General features: G+C 62.8%; 15 protein-coding genes. 4 read left to right on the top strand and 11 right to left on the bottom strand.

Going from position 1 to position 20,572, the window contains the following annotated elements; all coding sequences use genetic code 11:
• From AC6JA3_RS05200 to AC6JA3_RS05190, 3 genes are all read right to left on the bottom strand, one after another.
• A complete protein-coding gene (locus AC6JA3_RS05200; RefSeq protein WP_347782750.1) occupies positions 1 to 1,119 on the bottom strand; it encodes a PqqD family peptide modification chaperone in 1,119 nt (372 codons plus the stop codon).
• Positions 1,120 to 1,264: 145 nt separating this feature from the next.
• Positions 1,265 to 1,906 carry a hypothetical protein gene (locus AC6JA3_RS05195; RefSeq protein ID WP_347782749.1) on the bottom strand — a complete coding sequence of 214 codons (642 nt, stop codon included), beginning with the start codon at positions 1,904 to 1,906 and terminating at the stop codon, positions 1,265 to 1,267.
• Positions 1,907 to 2,095: 189 nt separating this feature from the next.
• Positions 2,096 to 2,884 carry a helix-turn-helix domain-containing protein gene (locus AC6JA3_RS05190; protein WP_223943599.1) on the bottom strand — a complete coding sequence of 263 codons (789 nt, stop codon included), beginning with the start codon at positions 2,882 to 2,884 and terminating at the stop codon, positions 2,096 to 2,098.
• 232 nt (positions 2,885 to 3,116) lie between these two features.
• On the opposite strand from AC6JA3_RS05190, the gene AC6JA3_RS05185 reads away from it, so the two are divergent.
• Entirely contained in the window at positions 3,117 to 4,646 is a 1,530-nt protein-coding gene (locus tag AC6JA3_RS05185; protein ID WP_051420711.1) for a tyrosine-protein kinase domain-containing protein, read from the top strand.
• Entirely contained in the window at positions 4,643 to 5,272 is a 630-nt protein-coding gene (locus AC6JA3_RS05180; RefSeq protein ID WP_347782748.1) for an arsenate reductase/protein-tyrosine-phosphatase family protein, read from the top strand. Before AC6JA3_RS05185 ends, AC6JA3_RS05180 begins: the two co-directional genes overlap by 4 nt.
• On the opposite strand, the gene AC6JA3_RS05175 is transcribed toward AC6JA3_RS05180, so the two are convergent.
• On the bottom strand, positions 5,269 to 5,685 hold the full coding sequence (locus AC6JA3_RS05175; protein WP_347782747.1) for a VanZ family protein: 417 nt from the start codon (positions 5,683 to 5,685) through the stop codon (positions 5,269 to 5,271). The genes AC6JA3_RS05180 and AC6JA3_RS05175 overlap by 4 nt on opposite strands.
• Positions 5,686 to 5,891: 206 nt before the next feature.
• Here AC6JA3_RS05175 and AC6JA3_RS05170 point away from each other — a divergent pair, with 206 nt between their 5' ends.
• Positions 5,892 to 9,350 carry a hybrid sensor histidine kinase/response regulator gene (locus AC6JA3_RS05170; RefSeq protein WP_347782746.1) on the top strand — a complete coding sequence of 1,153 codons (3,459 nt, stop codon included), beginning with the start codon at positions 5,892 to 5,894 and terminating at the stop codon, positions 9,348 to 9,350.
• Positions 9,347 to 10,258 (top strand): GGDEF domain-containing response regulator, encoded by a 912-nt coding sequence (locus tag AC6JA3_RS05165; RefSeq protein WP_026541260.1) that lies wholly within the window; start codon positions 9,347 to 9,349, stop codon positions 10,256 to 10,258. The genes AC6JA3_RS05170 and AC6JA3_RS05165 overlap by 4 nt, the downstream gene beginning before the upstream one ends.
• 57 nt (positions 10,259 to 10,315) lie before the next feature.
• On the opposite strand, the gene AC6JA3_RS05160 is transcribed toward AC6JA3_RS05165, so the two are convergent.
• The 7 genes from AC6JA3_RS05160 to AC6JA3_RS05130 all read right to left on the bottom strand — a co-directional run bounded on the left by AC6JA3_RS05160 (position 10,316) and on the right by AC6JA3_RS05130 (position 20,328).
• Positions 10,316 to 11,554, bottom strand: a complete 1,239-nt coding sequence (locus AC6JA3_RS05160) for a right-handed parallel beta-helix repeat-containing protein (protein WP_026541261.1) — start codon at positions 11,552 to 11,554, stop codon at positions 10,316 to 10,318.
• A gap of 197 nt (positions 11,555 to 11,751) precedes the next feature.
• The gene (locus AC6JA3_RS05155) at positions 11,752 to 13,020 is read right to left on the bottom strand and encodes a glycosyl hydrolase family 28-related protein (RefSeq protein WP_162150852.1); all 1,269 of its coding nucleotides are present in this window, start codon (positions 13,018 to 13,020) and stop codon (positions 11,752 to 11,754) included.
• Positions 13,021 to 13,135: 115 nt separating this feature from the next.
• Positions 13,136 to 13,915, bottom strand: coding sequence for a PIG-L deacetylase family protein (locus AC6JA3_RS05150; RefSeq protein WP_035760927.1), 780 nt, complete (start codon positions 13,913 to 13,915; stop codon positions 13,136 to 13,138).
• A gap of 30 nt (positions 13,916 to 13,945) precedes the next feature.
• Entirely contained in the window at positions 13,946 to 15,091 is a 1,146-nt protein-coding gene (locus AC6JA3_RS05145) for a glycosyltransferase family 4 protein (protein WP_223943603.1), read from the bottom strand.
• A 2-nt stretch (positions 15,092 to 15,093) separates the two neighbouring features.
• Positions 15,094 to 18,132 (bottom strand): hypothetical protein, encoded by a 3,039-nt coding sequence (locus AC6JA3_RS05140; RefSeq protein WP_026541265.1) that lies wholly within the window; start codon positions 18,130 to 18,132, stop codon positions 15,094 to 15,096.
• 34 nt (positions 18,133 to 18,166) lie between these two features.
• Positions 18,167 to 19,609, bottom strand: coding sequence for a glycosyltransferase family 4 protein (locus AC6JA3_RS05135; protein WP_347782745.1), 1,443 nt, complete (start codon positions 19,607 to 19,609; stop codon positions 18,167 to 18,169).
• Positions 19,606 to 20,328: a glycosyltransferase gene (locus tag AC6JA3_RS05130; RefSeq protein ID WP_043431925.1), complete on the bottom strand. Its 723-nt coding sequence runs from the start codon at positions 20,326 to 20,328 to the stop codon at positions 19,606 to 19,608. Before AC6JA3_RS05130 ends, AC6JA3_RS05135 begins: the two co-directional genes overlap by 4 nt.
• Between the last annotated feature and the right edge of the window lie 244 nt (positions 20,329 to 20,572).

Below are 20,572 nucleotides of genomic sequence, written 5' to 3'. Positions count from 1 at the left end.
TTACGTGGCCGGGATGCGTACGAGCAGCCCCGCATCGGCAAGAGTCGAGAGAACCTGCACTACCGCTTGGTCGAGGTTCTGTTCAGGGGGAGCGCCGAATTCGAACTCCACCTCTTGGGCAAGAGAATCAAAATCGCGGCCCTCGCACAGTGACCTCCAGACCAGCGGTCCCACTCCATCCAGGACATGGACAACCCGGTTTGAATCCAGGACGGCGGTGAGGCCACCGGATTCCACCGCATCCAGTACCGGGGCAGGAAAGTATGACTCCGCCGCCAGTGGACTCCGCACTCCGGTGGATTCCCCGGTGGGCAGGACGGCCTCCCAGGCCTCCGGCTCTTCCCGTGCCAACAGCTCAGGGACGAGGGCCAGGACCTCAGGTGCCTCACCGTAAATGACCTGCCGAATGGCGCCGCAGCGGTCGACGTGGGTAGCAATGGTCTGGAGTGGCTTGTCCATATCGGCCAGGTAGCTGATCTCCGGGACGATCGCCACCAGGGCCTCGCACAGTCCCAAGGTGCCGATCCCGGGCTCCCCGGTGAATCCATCCAGCCGGGACACCACCACCAACCCGGCCAACTGAAGGGGTGCAGCCGGGAGCCCGCCAAGACCCAGGGCAGAAGGGGCAAGTTGCTCTTTGTACACCTCGGCAGGCCGGATAACGGACAGGGGTTTCCGGTAAGGGTGCACCGTGCCGTCTGCCGCGATGCCAACAGTCTCATCAGTGACGTAGCCGTATTCCGCAGCGAGGTGCCGCGCCAAGGTGGTCTTGCCCCTTCCGGACGGACCGATGAACGCCAGTACTTTGCCGGACCGGTGGGCAATTCCTGCCGCATGCAGCATCAGCAGGCGGCCCCGTTGTGCCTCGATAGCTGCCAAAGTCGTGTGCGTGGACAGCTCCGCAACAGACTCCGGAAGTCCGGCCTCGTCCGGGAAAGGCCAGAGCAGTTCGGGGACGCTGACTTCAAGGCCACGAGCATCGCCGTTTTCGACAATTGCATCAGACCAAGGGTCTTGGAGTTTTCCAAGTCGGCCTGCATCAACCTGTTGTCCCGAAAAATCGAATCGAATCCTGACTAAACCGCCCAGTGCATCGATCAGGATGTCATCGCTCTGCATTTCCCCCACCTATGATCAGCAGGCCAAACCAACCGAAAAGTGTTTTCAGTCGGCGGCCTTCAAACACCATAATCCGCATTACCGGAACGCACGAAAACGCGTCAGCCAAATGACTGACGCGCTTTCGCGGTAATTCGAAAGAGACCTAGAGCAGACCGGCACCAACAGGAACGGAGATGCTGCTCGTAGCGGTAAGCGTGCGGCCACCAATAACCACGGTTACGGTGACAGGGAATGTTGCCAAGGCGCTGATGGCCAGCCCGGTGCTAAAACCGGCGAGGCCGAAAACGATGGGAAGGTTCAGCGTGCCATTGCTGGCGACCGTGACGGGCACGTTATTGGTCCAGGTGGTGGCCGGGAAGCCGAACTGTCCAACAATCGGAGCCGACTGGTACACGGCAGTGCGCTGCCCGGCAGTGGTAGGCGTTCCGTTGAAGGAGTAGACACCAAAGCCGCGTGCCCGTCCAACCGAGATGTTGATGCCGCCCGGCCGGGCAACCGATACCGTCACAGTAGCGGTCTCCGTTACAGCGCCCGGGCCGTTCGTGAGAGTGAGCGTGGTAGGAACGGTAATGAGTGCCTGGGCCGTCAGAACACCGGTGGTATCGAGGAGGTTGAGGGAAAGAAGGTCTGTAGTGGAGGCCGTGAAGGCAAGGCCCAAAGTGTTCACGGACGCTACAGCGGCCGGAGCAGCCACGGCGGCGGCGATAACGGGCACGGACCAGGCGGCGCCCTTGACGACTGCGCGGCGGGAGTGCGGCTTGGAAACGGTAACTTCGTCGCTCATTGCTCTTCTTTCAACTCGGAATGAAAACCATCGGTTGGAATCCAGCACATGCCGAGTTCCCCCATCAGGAATAGACATTACCCACGCCTTTTTGGCTGAAAGCGACAGATTCACCCCTTGCGGGAACTTTGTCGCTGAACGGTTCAAGGTCTGCGCGAAACGTCCTCTGCCGTTACCGGTACGTGGCGCTCAGGACGCTGCAGCCTCACTCCCACGGCGTTCCCGGAGGTCCCGCGGCCCGCAGCCATACAGCTCATCCAAGGCCCTGCGCAGGGCAGCCGTTGTCCCGAAGCCGGTCTGCTCGGCGATTTGCTGGACGCTGAGAACGTCATAGCGCGCATCCGTGAGCAGCGTCCGCGCCAGCCTGCCGCGCTGCCTGCGGATCTCCGCAGCGATGGAATTTCCCACTTCCGCGAACGCGGCCTGGACCCGCCGCAGCGACGACTGGACGGCCTTGGCCACAGCTTCGGGGTTCAGCTCCCGATCAGCACAGCGCTGGGCAATGACCGCCATGGCCTGGTCGCGGAGCACTGAGGTCAATGACGTGGAATTCCAGGAAACACCGCAATGATCGAGCAGGAGGCTGCCCGTGAGTTCCAGGAGGATCTGCTCCGTGGCATAGAGCTCAATGGCTGAACCGTGCCGGGCGGGTTGGTTCAGAATTGCCCCGATAAAGGCCTCAGCAGCATCATCGAGCCGTGAGCGGACGGGGGTGATGGTGACGCTGTCCAGCGCGTGCGGGACGAAGGTCTCCGCCGCACTTCTCTGGATCCTGATTCGTTTGGCGTCCGCTTCGCCGATGAACGGAGACGGCAATCCCCTGCCGCCGGGGACCACAACAACCGACTGGCTGGCGGGAAGCTGCGCCCCTGAAAGGGGGTCCCGAATGAGTCCGGACGCTACGAAATAAATGTCCACAGTGTCGTCTAAACCGACATCGAGGGCGTTGAAATCCCCGGAAAGCGAACTGATAGTCAACTCGCCGAACACGCATTCTGCATGCCGCTGAAGACCCTGTTGATCCTGCGCGAAGTACACCGCTCCCATTTGGAGAAAGTCAGTATCCTGCATTTTTCATAAACCCCCCATCCCACCGTAAGGTGGGTATCCCCTTTAGGTCAGCACGTTACGATACTTACAGCGCAGTGCAAGAACTGCGTTCTTTTTGTGTCGACGTGTCGACGCCACACTGCATCAGGGGGACAATTTCATGGAGCTCACGGACTATTGGAAGGTCCTGCGGGCGCACTGGATTTCAGTGATTGCCATTACCGTGTTGGGTGGAATAGTCGCTTTCGGCTGGACTTTGACTCAAACCAAGGTCTTCAGCGCCGATGCCAGCGGCATCATTTCAGTGGGTGTCAATAAGGATCTGGGAACGGCCATGGCCGGTGAGAGCTACTCCAAATCCCGGGCAAAGTCCTACCTTGACGTCGCCAAATCACGGTCAGTGGCAGAAACCGTTATCCAGGACCTCAAGCTCCAAGGAACCTCCCCTGAGCAGCTGATCAGCCGGATCTCCGCCCAGAATCCGCAGGACACCGCCACCCTGAAATTCTCCGCGCAAGCCAGCAGCCCGGAAGGTGCCCGCGACCTCGCAGAGGCGTGGGTCAGGGGCGTCGCCAAGCAGGTTGCCGAGCTTGAAAAGGGCAGCAACAGCAGCGAAACCTCCATTGTCAGCTTCCGCTCGCTGGATGCTGCACAGCTTCCCACCACCCCGACCTCCCCCAACACCAGGCTCGCGTTGATGATTGGGGTAGTTGCCGGCTTGCTGCTGGCGATCGGGTACGCACTGCTGAGGAACATCTTTGACCGCCGGGTCCGTTCCGCGGTCCAGCTGGAAGCCGAAACCGGCGTCGCCGTTATTGGAACCGTCCCCTTCCACAACAACTTCGACGGCGTCAACCGCCTCGTGATGTCCCGCGGTGGCAACGATCTTGAGAACAAAAACCACCAGGACTACGCCGTAGCCGAAGCCATCCGCGAGCTCCGGACCAACCTCCAGTTCATGGACGTTGACGAGCCGCCCCGCATCATCGTTGTTACTTCCGCGCTCCCGGGTGAAGGAAAAACCACGGTGGTGGCCAACCTGGCCCAAACCATCGCAGCCTCCGGCCAGCGCGTGGTTGTGGTGGACGGCGACCTCCGACGCCCCACCGTTGCCAAGACCTTTGGACTGTTGACCAACGTAGGCCTCACCGATGTCCTCATCGGCAGGGCCACGCTCAACGACGTCCTGCAGCCATGGGGCGAAAGTGGCGATCTCTTTGTGCTCGGTGCCGGCTCAGTACCCCCGAACCCCAGCGAACTTCTGGGTTCCAACGTCATGCGGACGCTGTTGGAAGACATCGCAAAGCACGCGATCGTCTTGGTGGACGCCCCGCCGCTGTTGCCGGTGACGGACGCAGCGATCCTCACTGCCCGCACGGACGGAGCCCTGGTGGTCAGCCGCGCAGGCAAAACCACCTACGACCAACTCAAGCGTGCACTGCAGAACCTCGAACGAGTCAAGGGCAGGCCCCTGGGTCTGATCATCAACGGCGTTTCGCGCAAATCTTCCAAGGGCGAGGACTACGGGTACCAGTACTACACGTACTACAACCGCAAGGACACCGGCGAGGAAGCTGCAAAGGCCAATCACGTTCCAGCAGCTGAGTCCACTCCGGTGGCTGCCACGGAGCAGGTCCAGCTCACCGACCAGCGTCGTGGCCGCCGCCGCGAAAGTACCAACGCCCTGTGAGCGTGACCGGCCAAGGTGCCCAGCCGCCGTCGTCCATTCTGACCGTCTGCACCGGCAACATCTGCCGGTCACCGCTGGCCGGGCAACTGATCCGTACGCGGCTCCAGGACCTCGGACTGACCACCTTCGAGGTAGTCAGCGCCGGCCTGCATGCGGCCGTTGGGGCACCCATGGAGCCCCTTCCCGCCGCCCTGTCCAGGAAGTACGGCGGCAACCCGGAGGGCTCTGTGGGCCGGCAGATCTCTGCCGAAATGGTTGACGCCGCCGCCCTGGTGCTGACCATGACCCGAAAGCAGCGGGACGAGCTGGTGAAGAAATATCCCGGCGCCGCGCAGCGCGCGTTCACCATGGCCGAGTTCGCCCGCTCGGCAGCGAACCTCCCGGCGGGCGAAGGCACGGCAGCTCCTGCCGCCGCCAGCTGGGCGTCAGTGACCGGCGCAGCAACAAACACACCCCTGGCCGGCTTAGTCAGCCGTGCTGCAGCGGTCCGGTCAACGGCCGGCTTGCGGGACGAGGACGACATTCCCGATCCCATCAACGCCACCGAAGCTGTGCACCGCGACGTCGCCCGACGCATCGCCGGCCACAGCAACGAGGTCGCGGAAATCCTGCGCAAACACCTCTAGGCGGCAAGTCTTTTCATCACCCAGAGGCCCACCAAGGCCCCGGTGGTGTTCGCCACGACATCCGAAATCGCCGTCACCCGGCCCGGAATAACCAGCTGCACCGTTTCGATCAACGCCGATGACCCGACGGCGAGCAGCCCCGTTGTCCACCAGGTCCACAGCCTGGGCCCAAGAAGGCGCACAAACGCTCCGAACGGGATGAACAGGACAATGTTGGCAGCAAACTCCACGCCCACTGCAGCGGTTTCGAGTGGCAGGCCCAGCAGCGAAAGCCAACCGGCGATGACCCCCACGAACCCCGTCACGGTGCTGGCTTCACGCGCCGGGAGGAAAACCACCAAGGCCAACGCCACCAGATATACGCCGAACGAGGCCTGGATCCACCGATGGGCGATCTTCGGGTAAACCACCACCAACCTCCTCCGGATCGCGCGTGCCTGCAGCCATCAACTATAGGTCCTGCCCCTGCCCCCAGGGTTTCCTCCGGCCTGTCCTGCTCTCCGCGGGCGTTTTCGGCGTATGCTCTCCTCAGCGCAGGCAAGACGCGTTGTTCGCTTTTGGTGGGGCCACTTTCTAAGGCAGGGGTTCAGTGGCAGGAGTGAAGCACGGGGTTCTTCCGATGCGCTCGACAGCACGGCACGGATGGCTACTTTTCCTGGTGCCCGTAATGCTGTGCCTGGTGTTGCTGGCCGTCGGATTGGCAAGCGGATCAGGAACGACGACGGCGCAACTCGCCGGTGACCTGGCGATCCTTCTCGCTGCACTCGCCGCGCTGACCACCCACACGCTCGCGGCCCGTCGCCGGAAGGACAACTCCGCTGGCCGCTGGTTCATCGTGGCCGGTCTGGCCGCCTGGAGCGCCGGGCAAAGTGTGTGGACCATCAACGGCATCGCCCTGGACCACCAGTATCCCTTCCCGTCGTTCGCGGATATCGGCTTTGTTTGGTACGCCCTGCCCACCTCCATTGGCCTGGTCCTCCTCTTGAGGGGCCAGGGGCTGCGCTTGCCCCTTCGCCGCACCATCCTGGATGCCGGGGTGGTGGCCAGCTCCACCTTCTTCATCGCCTGGAGTTCCGTTCTGGGGCCATTGGCGTCAGCCACGGACCAGGATGCCTTCTCCCGAATAACCCAGATGGCGTACCCCATCGCGGACGTCCTCATGGTCTCCGTGGTCATCGTCCTGACCATGCGAGCGGCCCGCGGACGCCGGCTTCCATGGCTGAGCATGGGCCTTGGTTTCTGGATCCTGGCCATCACGGACCTGACGTACATGAGCTTGACCCTCCAGGGCATCACGGGGGTTACAGGTTCACCCTTGGCGTTGGGCTGGGTGCTGGCCTTCCTGCTGGTGGGGCTCAGCCCCATGCTCCCCGAAGCGGACAGCATGCGGAAGGACGGGAGGGCCTACGCCGCAGCACTCGAGCTGCTCCCCTACGTGCCCGTCTTCAGTGCGGTGTTCTTCTCCCGCACGCGTCCCATTGGCGAGGACCCCGTCCTGCTGGTCACCGGGCTGGTGGTGGTGGTCTTCGTGATCGTGCGGCAGGTGCTGATCGTCGTCGAAAATGTGACGCTGACCCGCGATCTCGAATCGAAAGTGGCAGAACGTACTGCCCAGTTGGAAGGACTCGGGGCGATCGTCAACTCCTCCGGCGACGCCATCATTGGCGAAACACCGGACGGCGTCATCACCAGTTGGAACCCCGGAGCCGAACGCATCTACGGATATCCGGCCGGGGAAGCCATCGGCAGGAAGGGCGACTTCTTTGTCCCGGCGCACCTGCTGGACAAGGAACGCCAGGCCTTGGAATCCACCGCCCGGAGCGGTGAGGTGCAGAACTACGAAACCGAGCGGCAACGCGGTGATGGCGCCACCATCCCCGTCTCAGTGACCCTGTCTCCCGTCCGCAGCGAGAACGGAATCCGCGGCGTCGCTACCATCTCCCGCGACATTACCGAGCGCCGGGCCGCCGAAGCCGAACTGCTGGCGGCCCGTGAAGCAGCCTTGGAAGCGAGCAGGCTCAAGTCCGAGTTCCTGGCCACCATGAGCCACGAGATCCGGACTCCCCTGAACGCAGTCATCGGGCTGACCTCCCTCATGATGGACACGCCCCTCAGCGAGGGGCAGAGGCAGTACGCCCAAGGCGTCAAGGGCGCCGGCGAAGTCCTGCTAACGCTGATCAACGACATCCTGGACTTCTCCAAACTGGAGGCCGGGAAAGTGGACCTGGACGTCAACGCCTTCGATCCCCGGGCCCTGGTGGACGAGGTGGCCGGGTTGGTTGCAGAGGCAGCCCAGGGAAAGAACCTGGAACTCATCTCCTACTGCCACCCCGATGTCCCGGAACGCCTGATGGGCGATGCCGGCCGTATCCGGCAGATCCTCCTGAACCTGTCCTCCAACGCCGTCAAATTCACCCCCGCCGGCGAAGTGGAAATCCAGATTTCCGTCATCCACCGCGATTCGGACAACGCGTCCCTGAGGTTCGAAGTCCGGGACACCGGCATCGGAATCAGCGCCGCGGACCATCACCGGCTCTTCGAATCGTTCGCCCAGGCAGACGCCTCCACCACCCGCCGCTACGGAGGCACCGGGCTGGGGCTGGCGATCTCCCGGCGCCTCACAGAGGTCATGGGTGGCAGGATCGGCCTGGAAAGCGCACCGGGCTCGGGCAGCAGATTCTGGTTTGTCCTTGAACTTCCCATCGGTCCGGCGCCAACGGACACAGGAACCTTGCCCGCCACACTGGCCGGCCGCAGGGTCCTGGTGGTGGACGACAACGCCACCAACCGTTTGGTGCTGGAAAAGCAGCTCGCCAGTTGGGGCATGGAGCCGGTAGCCGTTGCCGATGCCGCCTCCGCCATGGACGAGTACCGCACAGCCGTGTTAACACACCACCCTTATGACATTGCCGTGGTGGACATGTGCATGCCCGACACCGACGGCTTGGAACTGGCACGCCAAATCAAGGACGAAAACGACGGCGCCGGGTCGCCGGGAATCATCCTGCTGACCTCCACCATGCAAGTGGAAAGGGGCGACCTCCTCAGCGCAGGGATCCGCGAATACCTCACCAAACCCGTGCGAAGCTCAGAGTTCTACAACCGGCTCCTGCGCCTGATGGCCACCCGGATTCCGGGTTCCCCTGCACAGCCGGTGCAAGTGGAGGCAGTTGCGTTGACAGAGCCGGTCCCGCGCCTGGGCAAACTCCTGGTGGCAGAGGACAACGAGGTCAACCAACTGGTGGCCCGCGGCATGGCCAACAGGCTGGGCTACGACGTTGAGATCGTGGACGACGGCGCCAAAGCAGTGACCGCAGCCCTCTCCGGAAAGTACGCAGCCGTGCTCATGGACTGCCACATGCCGGTCATGGACGGATTTGATGCCACCCGGGCCATCCGGGCCAGGAACGGTCACGCGGCCCGGATTCCCATCATCGCCATGACCGCTGGAGCCTTGAACGAGGACCGCGAGCGCTGCTTCGCCGCGGGCATGGACGACTACATCAGCAAGCCCGTGGACCTCGCCAAGCTCGCTGGTGTGCTGACGCGCTGGGTTCCGGAACAAGAGCAAACGTCGACGGCGGTGGGCGGCTTTGCGCCCGGAGCTGCGGTGGGCGTCGCGCAGGTGCCGGCGGCAGCATCGGCGTCGAACGTTGGCGTTGACGGCGTTGGTGTTGACGGTGACGTCCTTGCTGGCGCCGCTGTTCTTGACGCCGTGGTCCTTGACGCCGACAGACTGCAGATCCTCCGCGAGCTCGGTCCCGCCGACGGTCTGGGCCTCTTGCCCGAGGCAGTCCGGGCCTTTCGACAGGACTCCCAAACCACCATGGAAGCCCTGCGTACCGCACTGGGCGCCGGGCAAGCGTCCGCCGTCGAAGCGGCCGCCCACAAACTCGCCGGCGCAGCCTCCAACATCGGAGCCGCCGGCGCCGCAGCACTCTGCAAGGATCTGGAACGGCTGGGCCGCGAGGCAGTGCCGGACCTGGCATCGCTCGGCATACCGGTGCTGACGCGGTTGCAGTCAGAACTCGAGCAGGTGGACGTTGCCCTCGAACGCACTCTCCAAGGAGCTTCATGAAAGTCCTGATCGCCGACGACGACCAGATCTCCCGGATGATCACCAAGGCCGCCGTCGAGCAGTCCGGCCATGAGTGCATCGTGGCGGAGGATGGCGACTCGGCCTGGCAGCTGTACCAGGAGCACGGCCCCGAAGCCGTAGTTACGGACCTCATGATGCCCGGCCTCAACGGCCTGGACCTCTGCCGCGCCATCCGTGCATCCGAGGCGGACGGCTACACGTACCTCATCCTGGTGACCTCACACGGTTCCCGGAAGGATGTGCTGGCAGGCATGGAGGCCGGTGCGGACGACTACGTCACCAAGCCCTTGGACCCGTTCAGCCTTCACATCAGGCTCCTGGCTGCCCAGCGGATCACTTCCTTGCACGCAGACCTTGCCCGCTACCGATCGGCACTGACCGAGCAAGCGCGCACGGACCCCCTCACCAAGCTGCGCAACCGCCTGAAACTCACGGAGGACCTGGGCCTCCTGCACAGCCTCGACGATCACGATTACTGCCTTGCGATGGTGGACGTGGACAACTTCAAGAGCTACAACGACATCTACGGGCACCAGGCCGGTGATGCCGCGCTGGTGGCGATCGCAACAACCCTTGCCCGCGAAGTCCGGAAAGCCGACGCCGTCTACCGCTTTGGTGGCGAGGAGTTCCTCCTGGTCCTCTACGACCAGTCCCCGGCAACCGCCGCGGCCGTCATGGAACGTGTCCGGTCCACCGTCCATGCCCTGAGGATCGAGCATTCCGGGGATCCAGACGGTGTCCTGACCATCAGCGCCGGAGTCTCGGCCTTCACGGACGGGCACCGGGCGGGCAGCGAGCAACTCCTGCGTGAAGCCGATCTTGCCCTCTACGCGGCGAAGGCCTCCGGCCGAAACCGGGTGACTCTGGCCGATGCCCTCGCGGAATGAACGGACAGGGATGGTAGCTGGGTGACGATGGCCTTATGGCGTGGTCCTCGTCAATAGTCAGCATGTTCCTGTCTGTATGGTGTTGTTCTGGTTGATGTTGCCGGTTCCGGGTGCGATGTAAATATTCCCGGCTGCACACGCCCTGTTGTTCGTGGCTACGACGTTCGTGATCGGGCCGTGGCCGTCAAAGTCGCCGATGTGGATAGCGTCGTAGCTGCCGTCGGGGAACGCGTGACCGGCTTTCAGGTCGTGGATGTAGTTACCAGTCAAGCTCACCCCGTTGACCGCGCCGGTACCTTCGTCGTAGTACCCGGTGCGGATACCGTACGGCGCCCCATAGAACTCGTTGTCGGCGATTTTCACGTTGTAGATGGAGTGGTTGCCAACGGCAAGTTGCATACTGTTACCCCGGTGTCCGCCCCGGACTTTGTTCCCAATGTAATTAATGTCGTGGGTGGTTCCGTTGATGGTGTGGGCCACAAGGCCGTCGTCGCCGTCGGTTCCAACGCGCTGATCGATGGTGTTGCTGATGACGTCGCCGAACGATGAGTCCAGGACATGGATGCCGTCGAGCTGGTCGTACTTACCGCTCGTCGCGACGATGGTGGTGCTGTTCTTCACGCAGAACCTGGTGGTCGCCACCGCGACAATCGAGTAAGTGAAGGGGTTCCTGACGTGCACTCCGTCCACGAGGTTGTTGAAGCCGCCCCGGATATCAACGACATACTCGTCCAGGCGTTCGCCCATGTTGATGCTCACTGGGAGGGTATTTCCTGAATGGTCCGCTGTGAGGTTCGTGATCGTGGTGTTCGTCGCGCTGTTGGTGGTGACGATGGGATAGCCACCTGACGGTCCCTTTGTGGACAGGAAGTTGGGTCCCGCTTTGAGAACCGTGCCGGGACCTGCGCCCTGAAGTTTGACGTTGTTCGCCATCCGGAGTTTGCCGTTGATGATGTAGATTCCCGCTACGAGTTTCACTACCCCGCCGCCAGCTGCCCCTGCTGCGTTGATGCGGCTCTGTATGGCGCTCGTATCGTCCCCGGTGTCGTTGACGGTGGTGGAGACGTTGTAGGCCGTGGTTGCGCTGCTGCCCGTCGCGCCGCTCTTCGTGCATACCGCCGCCTCATTGGTGGCTGTGGCCGCAGCTGATGCCGTCGCCGTGGCGGGTGTCGCAGGAACCCCGGTCAGTGCGAGTGACACGGCTGCGGCAGCAACTGCAAAAACGGACCGCCGCCGTCGTGGTTTCGCCCAGGTGCGGCGTATGGACGGTCCCAAACCAATGTCAACAGTTTCCACTGCAATCCCCTATGTGCCAGGTCGCTCGGTCCGCGCCGTTGGCAGGAGTCTATGTTTGACACGCATTCTGGGGAAAACCTGCTGCATTGACCTGTGGATAAGTTCCGCCCGTCGGTGCCGGGCCAACAACCGGCGTACTGACCATCAACGCAGGCATTCCAAGCCTTCATTCCTGCGGCGGTAGGTTCTTGCCATACTCAGCATGTTCCTGTCTGAACGGTGTTGTTCTGGGTCATGTTGCCGGGGCCGGGTGCGACGTGGACATTCCCTGCTGCACACGCCCTGTTGTTGGTGGCAACCACGTTCGTGATCGGGCCCTGGCCGTCAAAGTCGCCGATGTGGATGGCGTCGTAGCTGCCGTCGAAGAATATGTGACCGACTTCGAGGTCGTGGATGTAGTTACCGCTCAGGGTCACGCCGTTGACCGCGCCGGTCCCGTCGTCGTAGTACCCGGTGCGGATACCGTACGGCGCCCCATAGAACTCGTTGTCGGCGATTTTCAGGTTGTAGATGGAGTGGTTACCGACGGCAAGTTGCATACTGCTGCCCCGGTGTCCGCCCCGGACTTTGTTCCCGATGTAGTTGATGTCGTGGGTTGTTCCGTTGATGGTGTGGGCCACAAGGCCGTCGTCGCCGTCGGTTCCAATGCGCTGGTCAATGGTATTGCCGATGACGTCGCCGAACGATGAGTCCAGGACATGGATGCCATCGAGCTGGTTGTACTTGCCGCTTGTCGCGACGATGGTGGAGCTGTTCTTCACGCAGAACCTGGTGGTACCGACGGCGACGATGGAGTAAGTGAAGGGGTTTCGGACGTGCACTCCGTCCACGAGGTTGTTGGAGCCGCCCCGGATATCAACAACATACTCGTCCAGGCGCCCCCTCAGGTTGACGCTGGCCGGGAGGGTATTTCCTGAATGGTCCGCCGTGAGATCAGTGATCGTGGTGTTCGTCGCGCTGTTGGTCGTCACGATGGGGTAGCCACCCGACGGGCCCTTTGTGGACAGGAACCTGGGGCCGGCCTTGAGAACAGTGCCGGGACCTGCGCCCTGCAGTTTGACGTTGTTCGCCATCCGGAGTTTGCCGTTGATGATGTAGGTTCCGGCTACGAGTTTGACGACACCGCCCCCGGCTGCCCCTGCGGCGTTGATGCGGTTCTGTATGGCGCTTGTGTCGTCCGTTGCATCGTTTACGGTGGTGGAGACGTTGTAGGCCGTGGTCGCACTGCTGCCCGTCGCACCGCTCTTCGTGCATGCTGCCGCCGCATTCGTGGCCGTGGATGTTGCTGATGCAGAAGGTGCCTGGCCGGGGGTTGCCGGCGGCATGTTCTCAGCCGGAGCAGTAGAGAACCCGCCCAAGGTCAGCAACGCGGCGGCGGCAGCAACCACCAAAGCTGACCACCGCCGTCGTAGCTTCGCCCAAGCGCGGCGTAGCGACTGTCCCGAGTCGTTCTCGGCTATTCCCACTGCGATCCCCCAGGTGCCAGGACGCACCGTCGGCGTCGTCGGCTGGAGTCTACATTTGGGCGCACGTACCGGAAAAACGCTGGGCGTTGACTTGTGGATAAGGTCCGCGGAGTCGTCATGCGGCATTCTGGGTGGGCCCCGGCACAAAGTAGGTTTCCGGTTTCCGTGGAATCTCCCCGCCAGGGAAAAGGGCGTCGGACTGTGTAGCGTACTCTCTGATCCGCCCACGTTTGGCGTCCAGTCCCGTATCCCAGGTCCACGGAACAAACCCCATTTTCGACAAATGCGGCTGGTCCGGAGCTGTCGTCAGGTCATAGGGAAAGTCTGAGTACATCACCACGTTGTCCGGATGCCCCTTACCTACCTCGCGGGTGATCAGATGGTCCACGTGCCTTCCTACTCCTGCGGGGCAGAAGAGCAGCTCGGCTTGCGTTTGCGCCATGAGCCCGGCAACATCGCCCCGGAGTTGGCGGATGAGCGCTTGATCGCCCCTGGCGATCCTGCCCAAGGCGATGTCGAACCGGTAGGTGGCGTAGCGGTGGTTGAGCTCCGGCAGAAGCCTGTCCCAAGCACTGCTCCCCAGCATCGGTGGCTTGCGGCGGCGTCGAAACAGCGCATCCACTTCGCCAAGATGAATGGATTGAACTCCCATGCCAGCCAGTACGGCGCGGTCTTCCGACTGCCTGGCTTGGTAGAGCTCCGCAGCGTCGGGCACGGCACATTGGCGCAGAAAGGACCGGGTGGCCCGCGTGTGCGGTGCCGGCCCTGACTCTGTGAAAAGAGTAGCGACGATGATCTCGCGTCCCTGTGCTTCGGCTTCCATGAGAGCGCCGCAGGACAGCACTGCGTCGTCCAAGTGGGGTGAGAGGAACAGCCAAGGCGCATCCCCTGCCATGGAACGTTCAACTCTGGATTGCACGTGCATTCAAGCCCTTTCAGGGTGACGGGCTTTCGACCGCCGGGTTGGAGGTTTCTTTAATTCCTTGACTGCCGTTTTATAAGCGTGTGCCTGCATGTCAGCGAGCGCATCCCAGTTGTAACCGGCGGCGAACGTCCGTCCTTGCGCAGCAACGTCCGCCAGATCTGCCTGCGGGTACCGGCGGGCGATCTCGTCTCCCAGCGCCTGGGCGTCGAAGGCCTCAACCACCCATCCTGTGCCCGGCAGAATGATCTCCCTCAGGCATGGGATATCGAAGGCAATAACCGGAGTGCCCGCTGCTAGGGCGTCAATGGCCACCAAGCCGAATGTCTCGTGCCGGGAAGGCACCACCAGAAGCCGGGCTTCGCTGAGCGCTTGGAACTTCCTGTCCCCGGACAGCCACCCGAGCATCTGCACGCGCCCGGAAAGGCCGGCGTCCCGGATGGCCTTGCGCAATCGATCCTCGTCCGGACCGGCGCCGGCGATCAGCAGGTTCCCGTCAACCCTGCCGCAGGCGTGCGCCCAGGCTTCCAAGAGCAGATCCAAGCCCTTGTGCCCGTACTCCAGACGCCCGATGAAGAGGACATCCTTCCCCACGAGGGGCTCGCTGTTCCAGACGGCGGGATCCACACCGTTGCCGATCACGTCAACATGAAGGTCCGGGTTGAGCGCCTTCAAGCGGTCGCCGATTCCCTGCGAAACCGAGATGAGGCGTCGGTGCTTCCGGACACCCAGCCGCTCAATCCAATGCATTGGGAGTTTGTACTGCCGTGCCTTATCCCTGGCATGAAGCCACTGCACAACTCCGATCGTGGGTCGCTTGGTCCACAGGGGGGCGGCCATGGTGGAAAAGGGAGCGAAGAAATCCTCCACCACCAACTCAACAGTTGACCGGCGCTTACGTACTTCCACAGGCAGCCAGGCAATGTACGCCAGCAACCTGGTCAAACGGTTGCCGCCCTTTCCGAAGCCGATGGGTACATAGTGCACGCCGTCCTCCACCCGTTCCTGCCAACCGGGATACCGTGTGGTCAAAACCGTCACACTGAAGCCAAGGGCAGCCAACCGCCTGTTGATCTCATGGGTCCTTACTGAACCCCCGCCCGCCCCGGGCATGCGTGGATCTTCAAAGCCCAAATGGAGAACTTTCATTGTTACCGTTCCGTCCCGTAGTCCTTGTAGGGCACCCCAACGTTGGCCGTAGCCGCTGCCTCCAAAGCAACGGGATCCACGTACCAAATGGTGGTCTCGCCGTTGGTGGGACCAAGTGTGGTGACCATGGGAGTTGCATGGTCCTTCAACCAGGCCAGCATGGTGGGGTTGGCGTAACCATAGCCCTGGCTGGTGGGCTTGGATTGGGTGAGGATGTAGCTCACCCCTTGCTCTTTCATCAGCGGCGCCGATGGCCAAATGCCGAACCGGGGATCATGCATGTACGCGAAGTGCCCGGTGCTGTTGGTGACACTGATCCGTGCATCGGCAGGCAGGTTGGCCCGCACCCAGTCGTTGGCCCTGACAAAGCCGTTGTCCACTGTCAGCGCGGTCCGGAGTCCCAAAACTACGGTCAACACCACATAGATCACGCTGACGATGGCAAGTGCATTGCGGCCCTTGGGGTACCTCTCCCGGAGTTCCACCACCGCCAGGACCGAACAAATTACTCCGAACACCATGACGCCGTACCCGTACTGTTCCTCAAACGTCCCGAAGACGGCGCTGTAAGCACCGGCGGCGCCCAGTGCCAGGCCTCCCAGCCCAATGAGTCGCCGCCCGGCATGATGGCTGAAACACAGCAGCAAGCCCACCACTGGGCACAAGCCCAGCAGGATGTAACTGGTAGCGAAGTGTCCGCTCTGCTCAATGAGCCGCGAGACCAGGCTCGGTGAGCCCTCGGAGGTGAAGCCTGTGCTCTTCTCTACACCTGACATGCGCAGCAGCCCGTTGCTCTTGGCCCACACCCAACTGGGAAAGTGACCGTGGCCGGCCACGACAATCAGGTAGATCACATAGGGCACGAAGCCCAAGCCGGCAACAACGAGTCCCTTTCGCCACTGGAGTGTTTTCTTCCACACGATGGCCGCAAGTACGGGGGCTACGGTGCTGATGAAGAAGAAGTCCTTGCACAGGATGGAGTAGCCAAGAAGTAGTCCGGCCGTTGCCAGCCGCAGAAACGAACGCATTTTGCTCTTTGGCTGCCGATGGTCCACCAGAAGCAGCAATCCTGCCAGCCCCGGCACCATGGCCGAGGTCTCCAGGAACGCATGGCTGTTGTTCCTCAGGATGAATGGTTCGAAGGCTAAGAGCACGGCAGCGAGCCACGCGGCGGTGGGAGTGGACAGCTTGCGCACCAGCAGGAAACCAAGGCCAACGGTCAGGGCACCCATCATGCCGTTGAGCCAGCGCAGTTGGAGCGTCACCTCGATGATCTCGCCGGTAATTCCGAAAACCTTGATGACCCCGGCCTCCAGCAGGAAGTACCCCGGTGGGTGGAGGAAGAACGGCCCATCAGGCAAGGTTGGGAATTCTCCGGCGCTGACGGATTCACCGAGCCGGACATACAGCATCTCGTCCACCCACAGTTCGAAGCCCCGCTCAAGGCCAAGCGCGCGGACACCGAAGGCGGCGGCAACAACCACAATGAATGCGGTCAGGTTGCCCGAAAGCGCCCGTGCGACCCAACTGGCCCAGAGGCTCGTTGAAGGTGCTTGAGGCTTGACCCGGCGGCCGATGGTTTGGCCGGATGTGCCGGCCCGGCGTCGTCGTGAAATTTTGAAGTCGTTTCTGTGCGGCAGCAGCCCCCGTTGATGGGCGAGAACCATGAGGCCGCTGACAGTGGCCAGGGCCAGCCACACCAAGGGCTGGATCTGGGCGGTCACAGCGAGCGCCACTATCAAGGCGCCGGCCAGAAGCAGGAACGGGCCGGCGCCCCGGCCGGGGTGAGCCGCAATGAGGACCGGGCGTGCCAGGAGAGCCAGCACACCACCGGCCATGACGGCTCCCACTGCGGAGCCCACAGCCATGCCGGTGACTGCATTGACTTGCCAGCCAACCCACAGGCCACCCACCACCAACACACACGCGCAGGCCAAGCCAATCTGGCATCGGCGATAGGCCCGCAAAGCAAGCAGGACCGTGGACAGAACCATGAGGACCGCGTACCCCAGGCCGGAAGCAGCCAACCAGGGCAGGAGCCCCAAGGAGCCGTGGTACTTCTGGGGAACAATGAATCCGGCCATCAACGGCGGGGCTGTAGCGATGATGGCGAAGGCCACCACGGCAAGTTGCCCGAATGAGGCAAAGGCTGCACCCAGGACCTCACCTGCTTTGGCGCCGGGCGTGCGCAGCAACGGGAAGGCCACCAATGCGGTTCCGGCTGCCACATAGACCGGCCCTTTGGCGATGGTCGCAAGCGCCTGGAAGCCCGCGGCATCGGCCGAGCCGCCGGCCAGGAAGCCGACCACCACGACGTCGACGCCCACCAACACAGAGACGACGCCGAGAACGGAGGCGATGTCACTGGTTTCGGCCCATCTCCACTTCTCCAGCAGAACCCGCGGACGCCACCGCAGGTCCCGGTAGAAGGACCACGGCACCACCAGGGGCGCAAGGCATCCCACGACGAAGCCCAAGACCGCTCCCCCCGCGCCCCAGGCCATGGCGATCACCACGACGCTGAAGATGAGTCTGAGGAGAACCTCACCAACGGTGGAGATTGCGTACCAACTGAAACGGAGTTCACCCTGCAACCACCCCGCGGGTGCATTCGCCATGAAGATGACAAAGGCTGCAAGCGCCACCACTGCGGCCAGGCCGGGGTCCGCGAGCGCGAGCGTCACGCTGCCTGAGATCGCTGCCGCGGCAAGTCCCGCCAGGCAGGAAACGAAGACCGAGAACGCAACGCCATTACGGCGTTCCTCGGAGCCTGCCGGGTGAACGGCAACAACGTGCGACAAAGGAAGCGGGACCAAGGCATTGGCCACGATTCCCACAACCCCCAGGATCATGGCCGCTGCGGCGAACATGGTGTAGTCCGCGGTGTCCAGCTTGGTGGCCATGAGCAGGGTGCAGGCGTAACTCATGACGCCCACAACCCCTGCAGACACGGCAAGGAAGCCGCTGTTCGCGGCAATTCCCGGGTCTTTGTCCGACGCCCTGCGGTTTGCCCTGGGCCTTTCCTGTACATCAAGAGTCATTGTTTTCTGGGATGGATCCATGGATGTACGCCCGTTACTGGCCGTCAAAGGCGTCGGCGGGAGTGAAGGCGCTCCCGGGACCGGCCAGCAAAGCAGTGCGTCCGGCGGAACGGACTTCTGCAGACGTCACGCCAATTCTTTGCATGGCCGCGAAGGCCTCGAACTCGTCCCGTCCCTTCATCAGGACAGCGAGGTGTCCGTCCTCGGTGACAGCAACTTCGTCCGTCCTGCGGAGGATGGACTGAAGATCGGCACCCTCGGGTTGCTCGAAGCGCACCAAGGTGGACAGGTCCGAGTGGCATGAACGCGGGTCCCCGCCATCACGCCGGATCTTTTCCTCTTCCAACAGGGCTCCAGTGAGCAGTCTGGTGCTACGGTCCCAGGTGAAACAGCGCGCCCATTCCCGACAATCCACCGAAACGTCCAGCGCCGCGTCGGGCTCACTCATGGCCACCAGCGCCTCAACCAGCGCCACTCCGAATTCCTTGGGGGTGTCCACCAGCCAGCCGGTCCTGCCGTCCACTACCGAATCCCGTATCCCGGGAACCCGCAGGGCAAGGCAGGGAACTCCCCACGCAGCGGCCTCGATCACCGAGCAGCCCCAGCCTTCCGAGGCCGAGGTGGAGGCCGTCAGCCAAGCCCGGCTCAACAATCTGTCCCGGACGTCATTGGGCTGGTAGCCGTGGAAGGTTACTGCGTGGTCCAGGCCAAGGTCCATCACCAACTGCTGCAGCCTGGCACGCTCGGGACCGTCCCCCACAATGTCCATCCTCAGGTTCTGAATGCTGCGCGCCGCCACAGCGTACTGGCCCACCAGCAGGTCCAGCCTTTTGTGCGGCACCAAGCGGCTGACGACGGCGACGGTCGGTTCCGGCGCTCGATCGGCAACGGCATCCGGAATGTCGATGGTGCCGTTGGGCACCACATGGACAGGACCTGAAAACCCGAGCTTCCGCAGTTCCAGACGGGTGGAGGGCGAGACCGCAACGATGGACCGCTGCCCGTACACTGCTTTGGCTCCCGGGCTTTCCAGGAACCGGCCAACGGCAGCCAGGGGCGGTGAGAACCTGGTGCGGAATTGCTCCTGGTGGACATGGTGTATCACCTGGATGATCGGCAGTTCCCGGGGAAGGAACAACGGCGAAAAGAACGGTATCCCGTTCTGGCAATCCACCACGGCATCAAATTGGCCGCCGCTCCGCAGAAGGCGGAGCGCGGCGTGTCCATAGATGGACAGGGCTCCGCCTCCCCGCAGGATACGGATGCCATCGATGACGTCCTCCGGCGCCTGGCCGTCGTCGCGACCTGTAAACCAGGTGACCTGGACGCCGTTCTGCACCCACCTCCTGGAAATCTCATGGATGTACTGCTCAGCGCCCCCGGCCTGCGAGTGCTGGACATCGCGCCAGTTGAGGACCAGCACGTGCTTTCCTGCGAGGAGGTCGGGAGAATTCAACGCGGTGAGGCCGGACGTCATGGGGTTGCCCGCTGAAGTTGGATCACCGAGGCAAAACTGGCTACCCCATCCTGGAAGGGGCGGAACGTTGATGCTGCCCCATCAGTCCATGCCACGGGAAGTTCGACAATGCTGGCGTTGTTGTCCTGCAGGCGCAGCAGAAGCTCAACGTCGAAGGCGAACCCGGTACTGCGGCACTGCACCATCGCTGCGGTGAGGGCATCCCGTTCAAAGAACTTGAATCCGCACTGGGTATCCCGGATGCCCTTGACCTTTGATTTGGTCAGCGCGCGGAAGGCAGTGCCTCCCACCCGGCGCCCAAGGTGTTGGGGCCGGACCAGGGTTGAGCCGGGTGCGTGGCGGGAAGCGATCACCGCTGCTGCGCCATCGGAGAGGTGCGCCATGGTCTCGGTGAGGGTTTCCAACGGTGTGGCGAGGTCGGCGTCGAAAAAGCCAGTGAACCTGGACGTTCCGCTGAGCAAGCCGCGGCGGACTGCGGCGCCCTTCCCCTTACGGGAGCACCCCACCACGGAAATGGGTACGGCGTCTCCCTCTTCCCGGGAGATCCGGCGGACCACTGCGGCGGTTTCATCAACGCTGCCGTTGTCCACCACGACGATCCGCGACGACCACGGCTGTCCGGCCAGGAAATCGACGGTCTGTTTCAGGGTGTCCGGGATCCTCGCGGCCTCGTTGTAGGCAGGAATGACTACCTCAAGGTCCACGCTCGAGCGGCGCAATGAGTCTGAATGTCGGCGTGCTTGAAGACTCCCTCTCTTGCCTATGTGCACACTGTGCTGTTGAAGAAGGACCATCTGAACCTCCATATATCCGGGTACGGCACAAAAACGTGCTCGCAATATAAGCAGTGGGGGCACCCCGGAAGTCATGACGCCAATCCCAGCCGTAGTGCTCCAAGTCATAAGCCACTCTCAATACCGGAAACCGTGCCCGGCGCTCTGAGCGAAATTGCTGGTTCGTTGT

It is taken from the genome of Arthrobacter sp. TmtSoilC79 (genome assembly GCF_059739405.1).
This window is presented reverse-complemented; position numbering and strand designations above follow the sequence as displayed.

Coding starts and splice junctions, on each gene's coding strand:
- AC6JA3_RS05150 (WP_035760927.1), bottom strand. CDS start 13,915: ATGGCAGGGGATGCGCCTTGGCTGTTCCTCTCACCCCACTTGGACGAC.
- AC6JA3_RS05165 (WP_026541260.1), top strand. CDS start 9,347: ATGAAAGTCCTGATCGCCGACGACGACCAGATCTCCCGGATGATCACC.
- AC6JA3_RS05170 (WP_347782746.1), top strand. CDS start 5,892: ATGCGCTCGACAGCACGGCACGGATGGCTACTTTTCCTGGTGCCCGTA.
- AC6JA3_RS05185 (WP_051420711.1), top strand. CDS start 3,117: ATGGAGCTCACGGACTATTGGAAGGTCCTGCGGGCGCACTGGATTTCA.
- AC6JA3_RS05140 (WP_026541265.1), bottom strand. CDS start 18,132: ATGACTCTTGATGTACAGGAAAGGCCCAGGGCAAACCGCAGGGCGTCG.
- AC6JA3_RS05145 (WP_223943603.1), bottom strand. CDS start 15,091: ATGAAAGTTCTCCATTTGGGCTTTGAAGATCCACGCATGCCCGGGGCG.
- AC6JA3_RS05195 (WP_347782749.1), bottom strand. CDS start 1,906: ATGAGCGACGAAGTTACCGTTTCCAAGCCGCACTCCCGCCGCGCAGTC.
- AC6JA3_RS05200 (WP_347782750.1), bottom strand. CDS start 1,119: ATGCAGAGCGATGACATCCTGATCGATGCACTGGGCGGTTTAGTCAGG.
- AC6JA3_RS05135 (WP_347782745.1), bottom strand. CDS start 19,609: ATGACGTCCGGCCTCACCGCGTTGAATTCTCCCGACCTCCTCGCAGGA.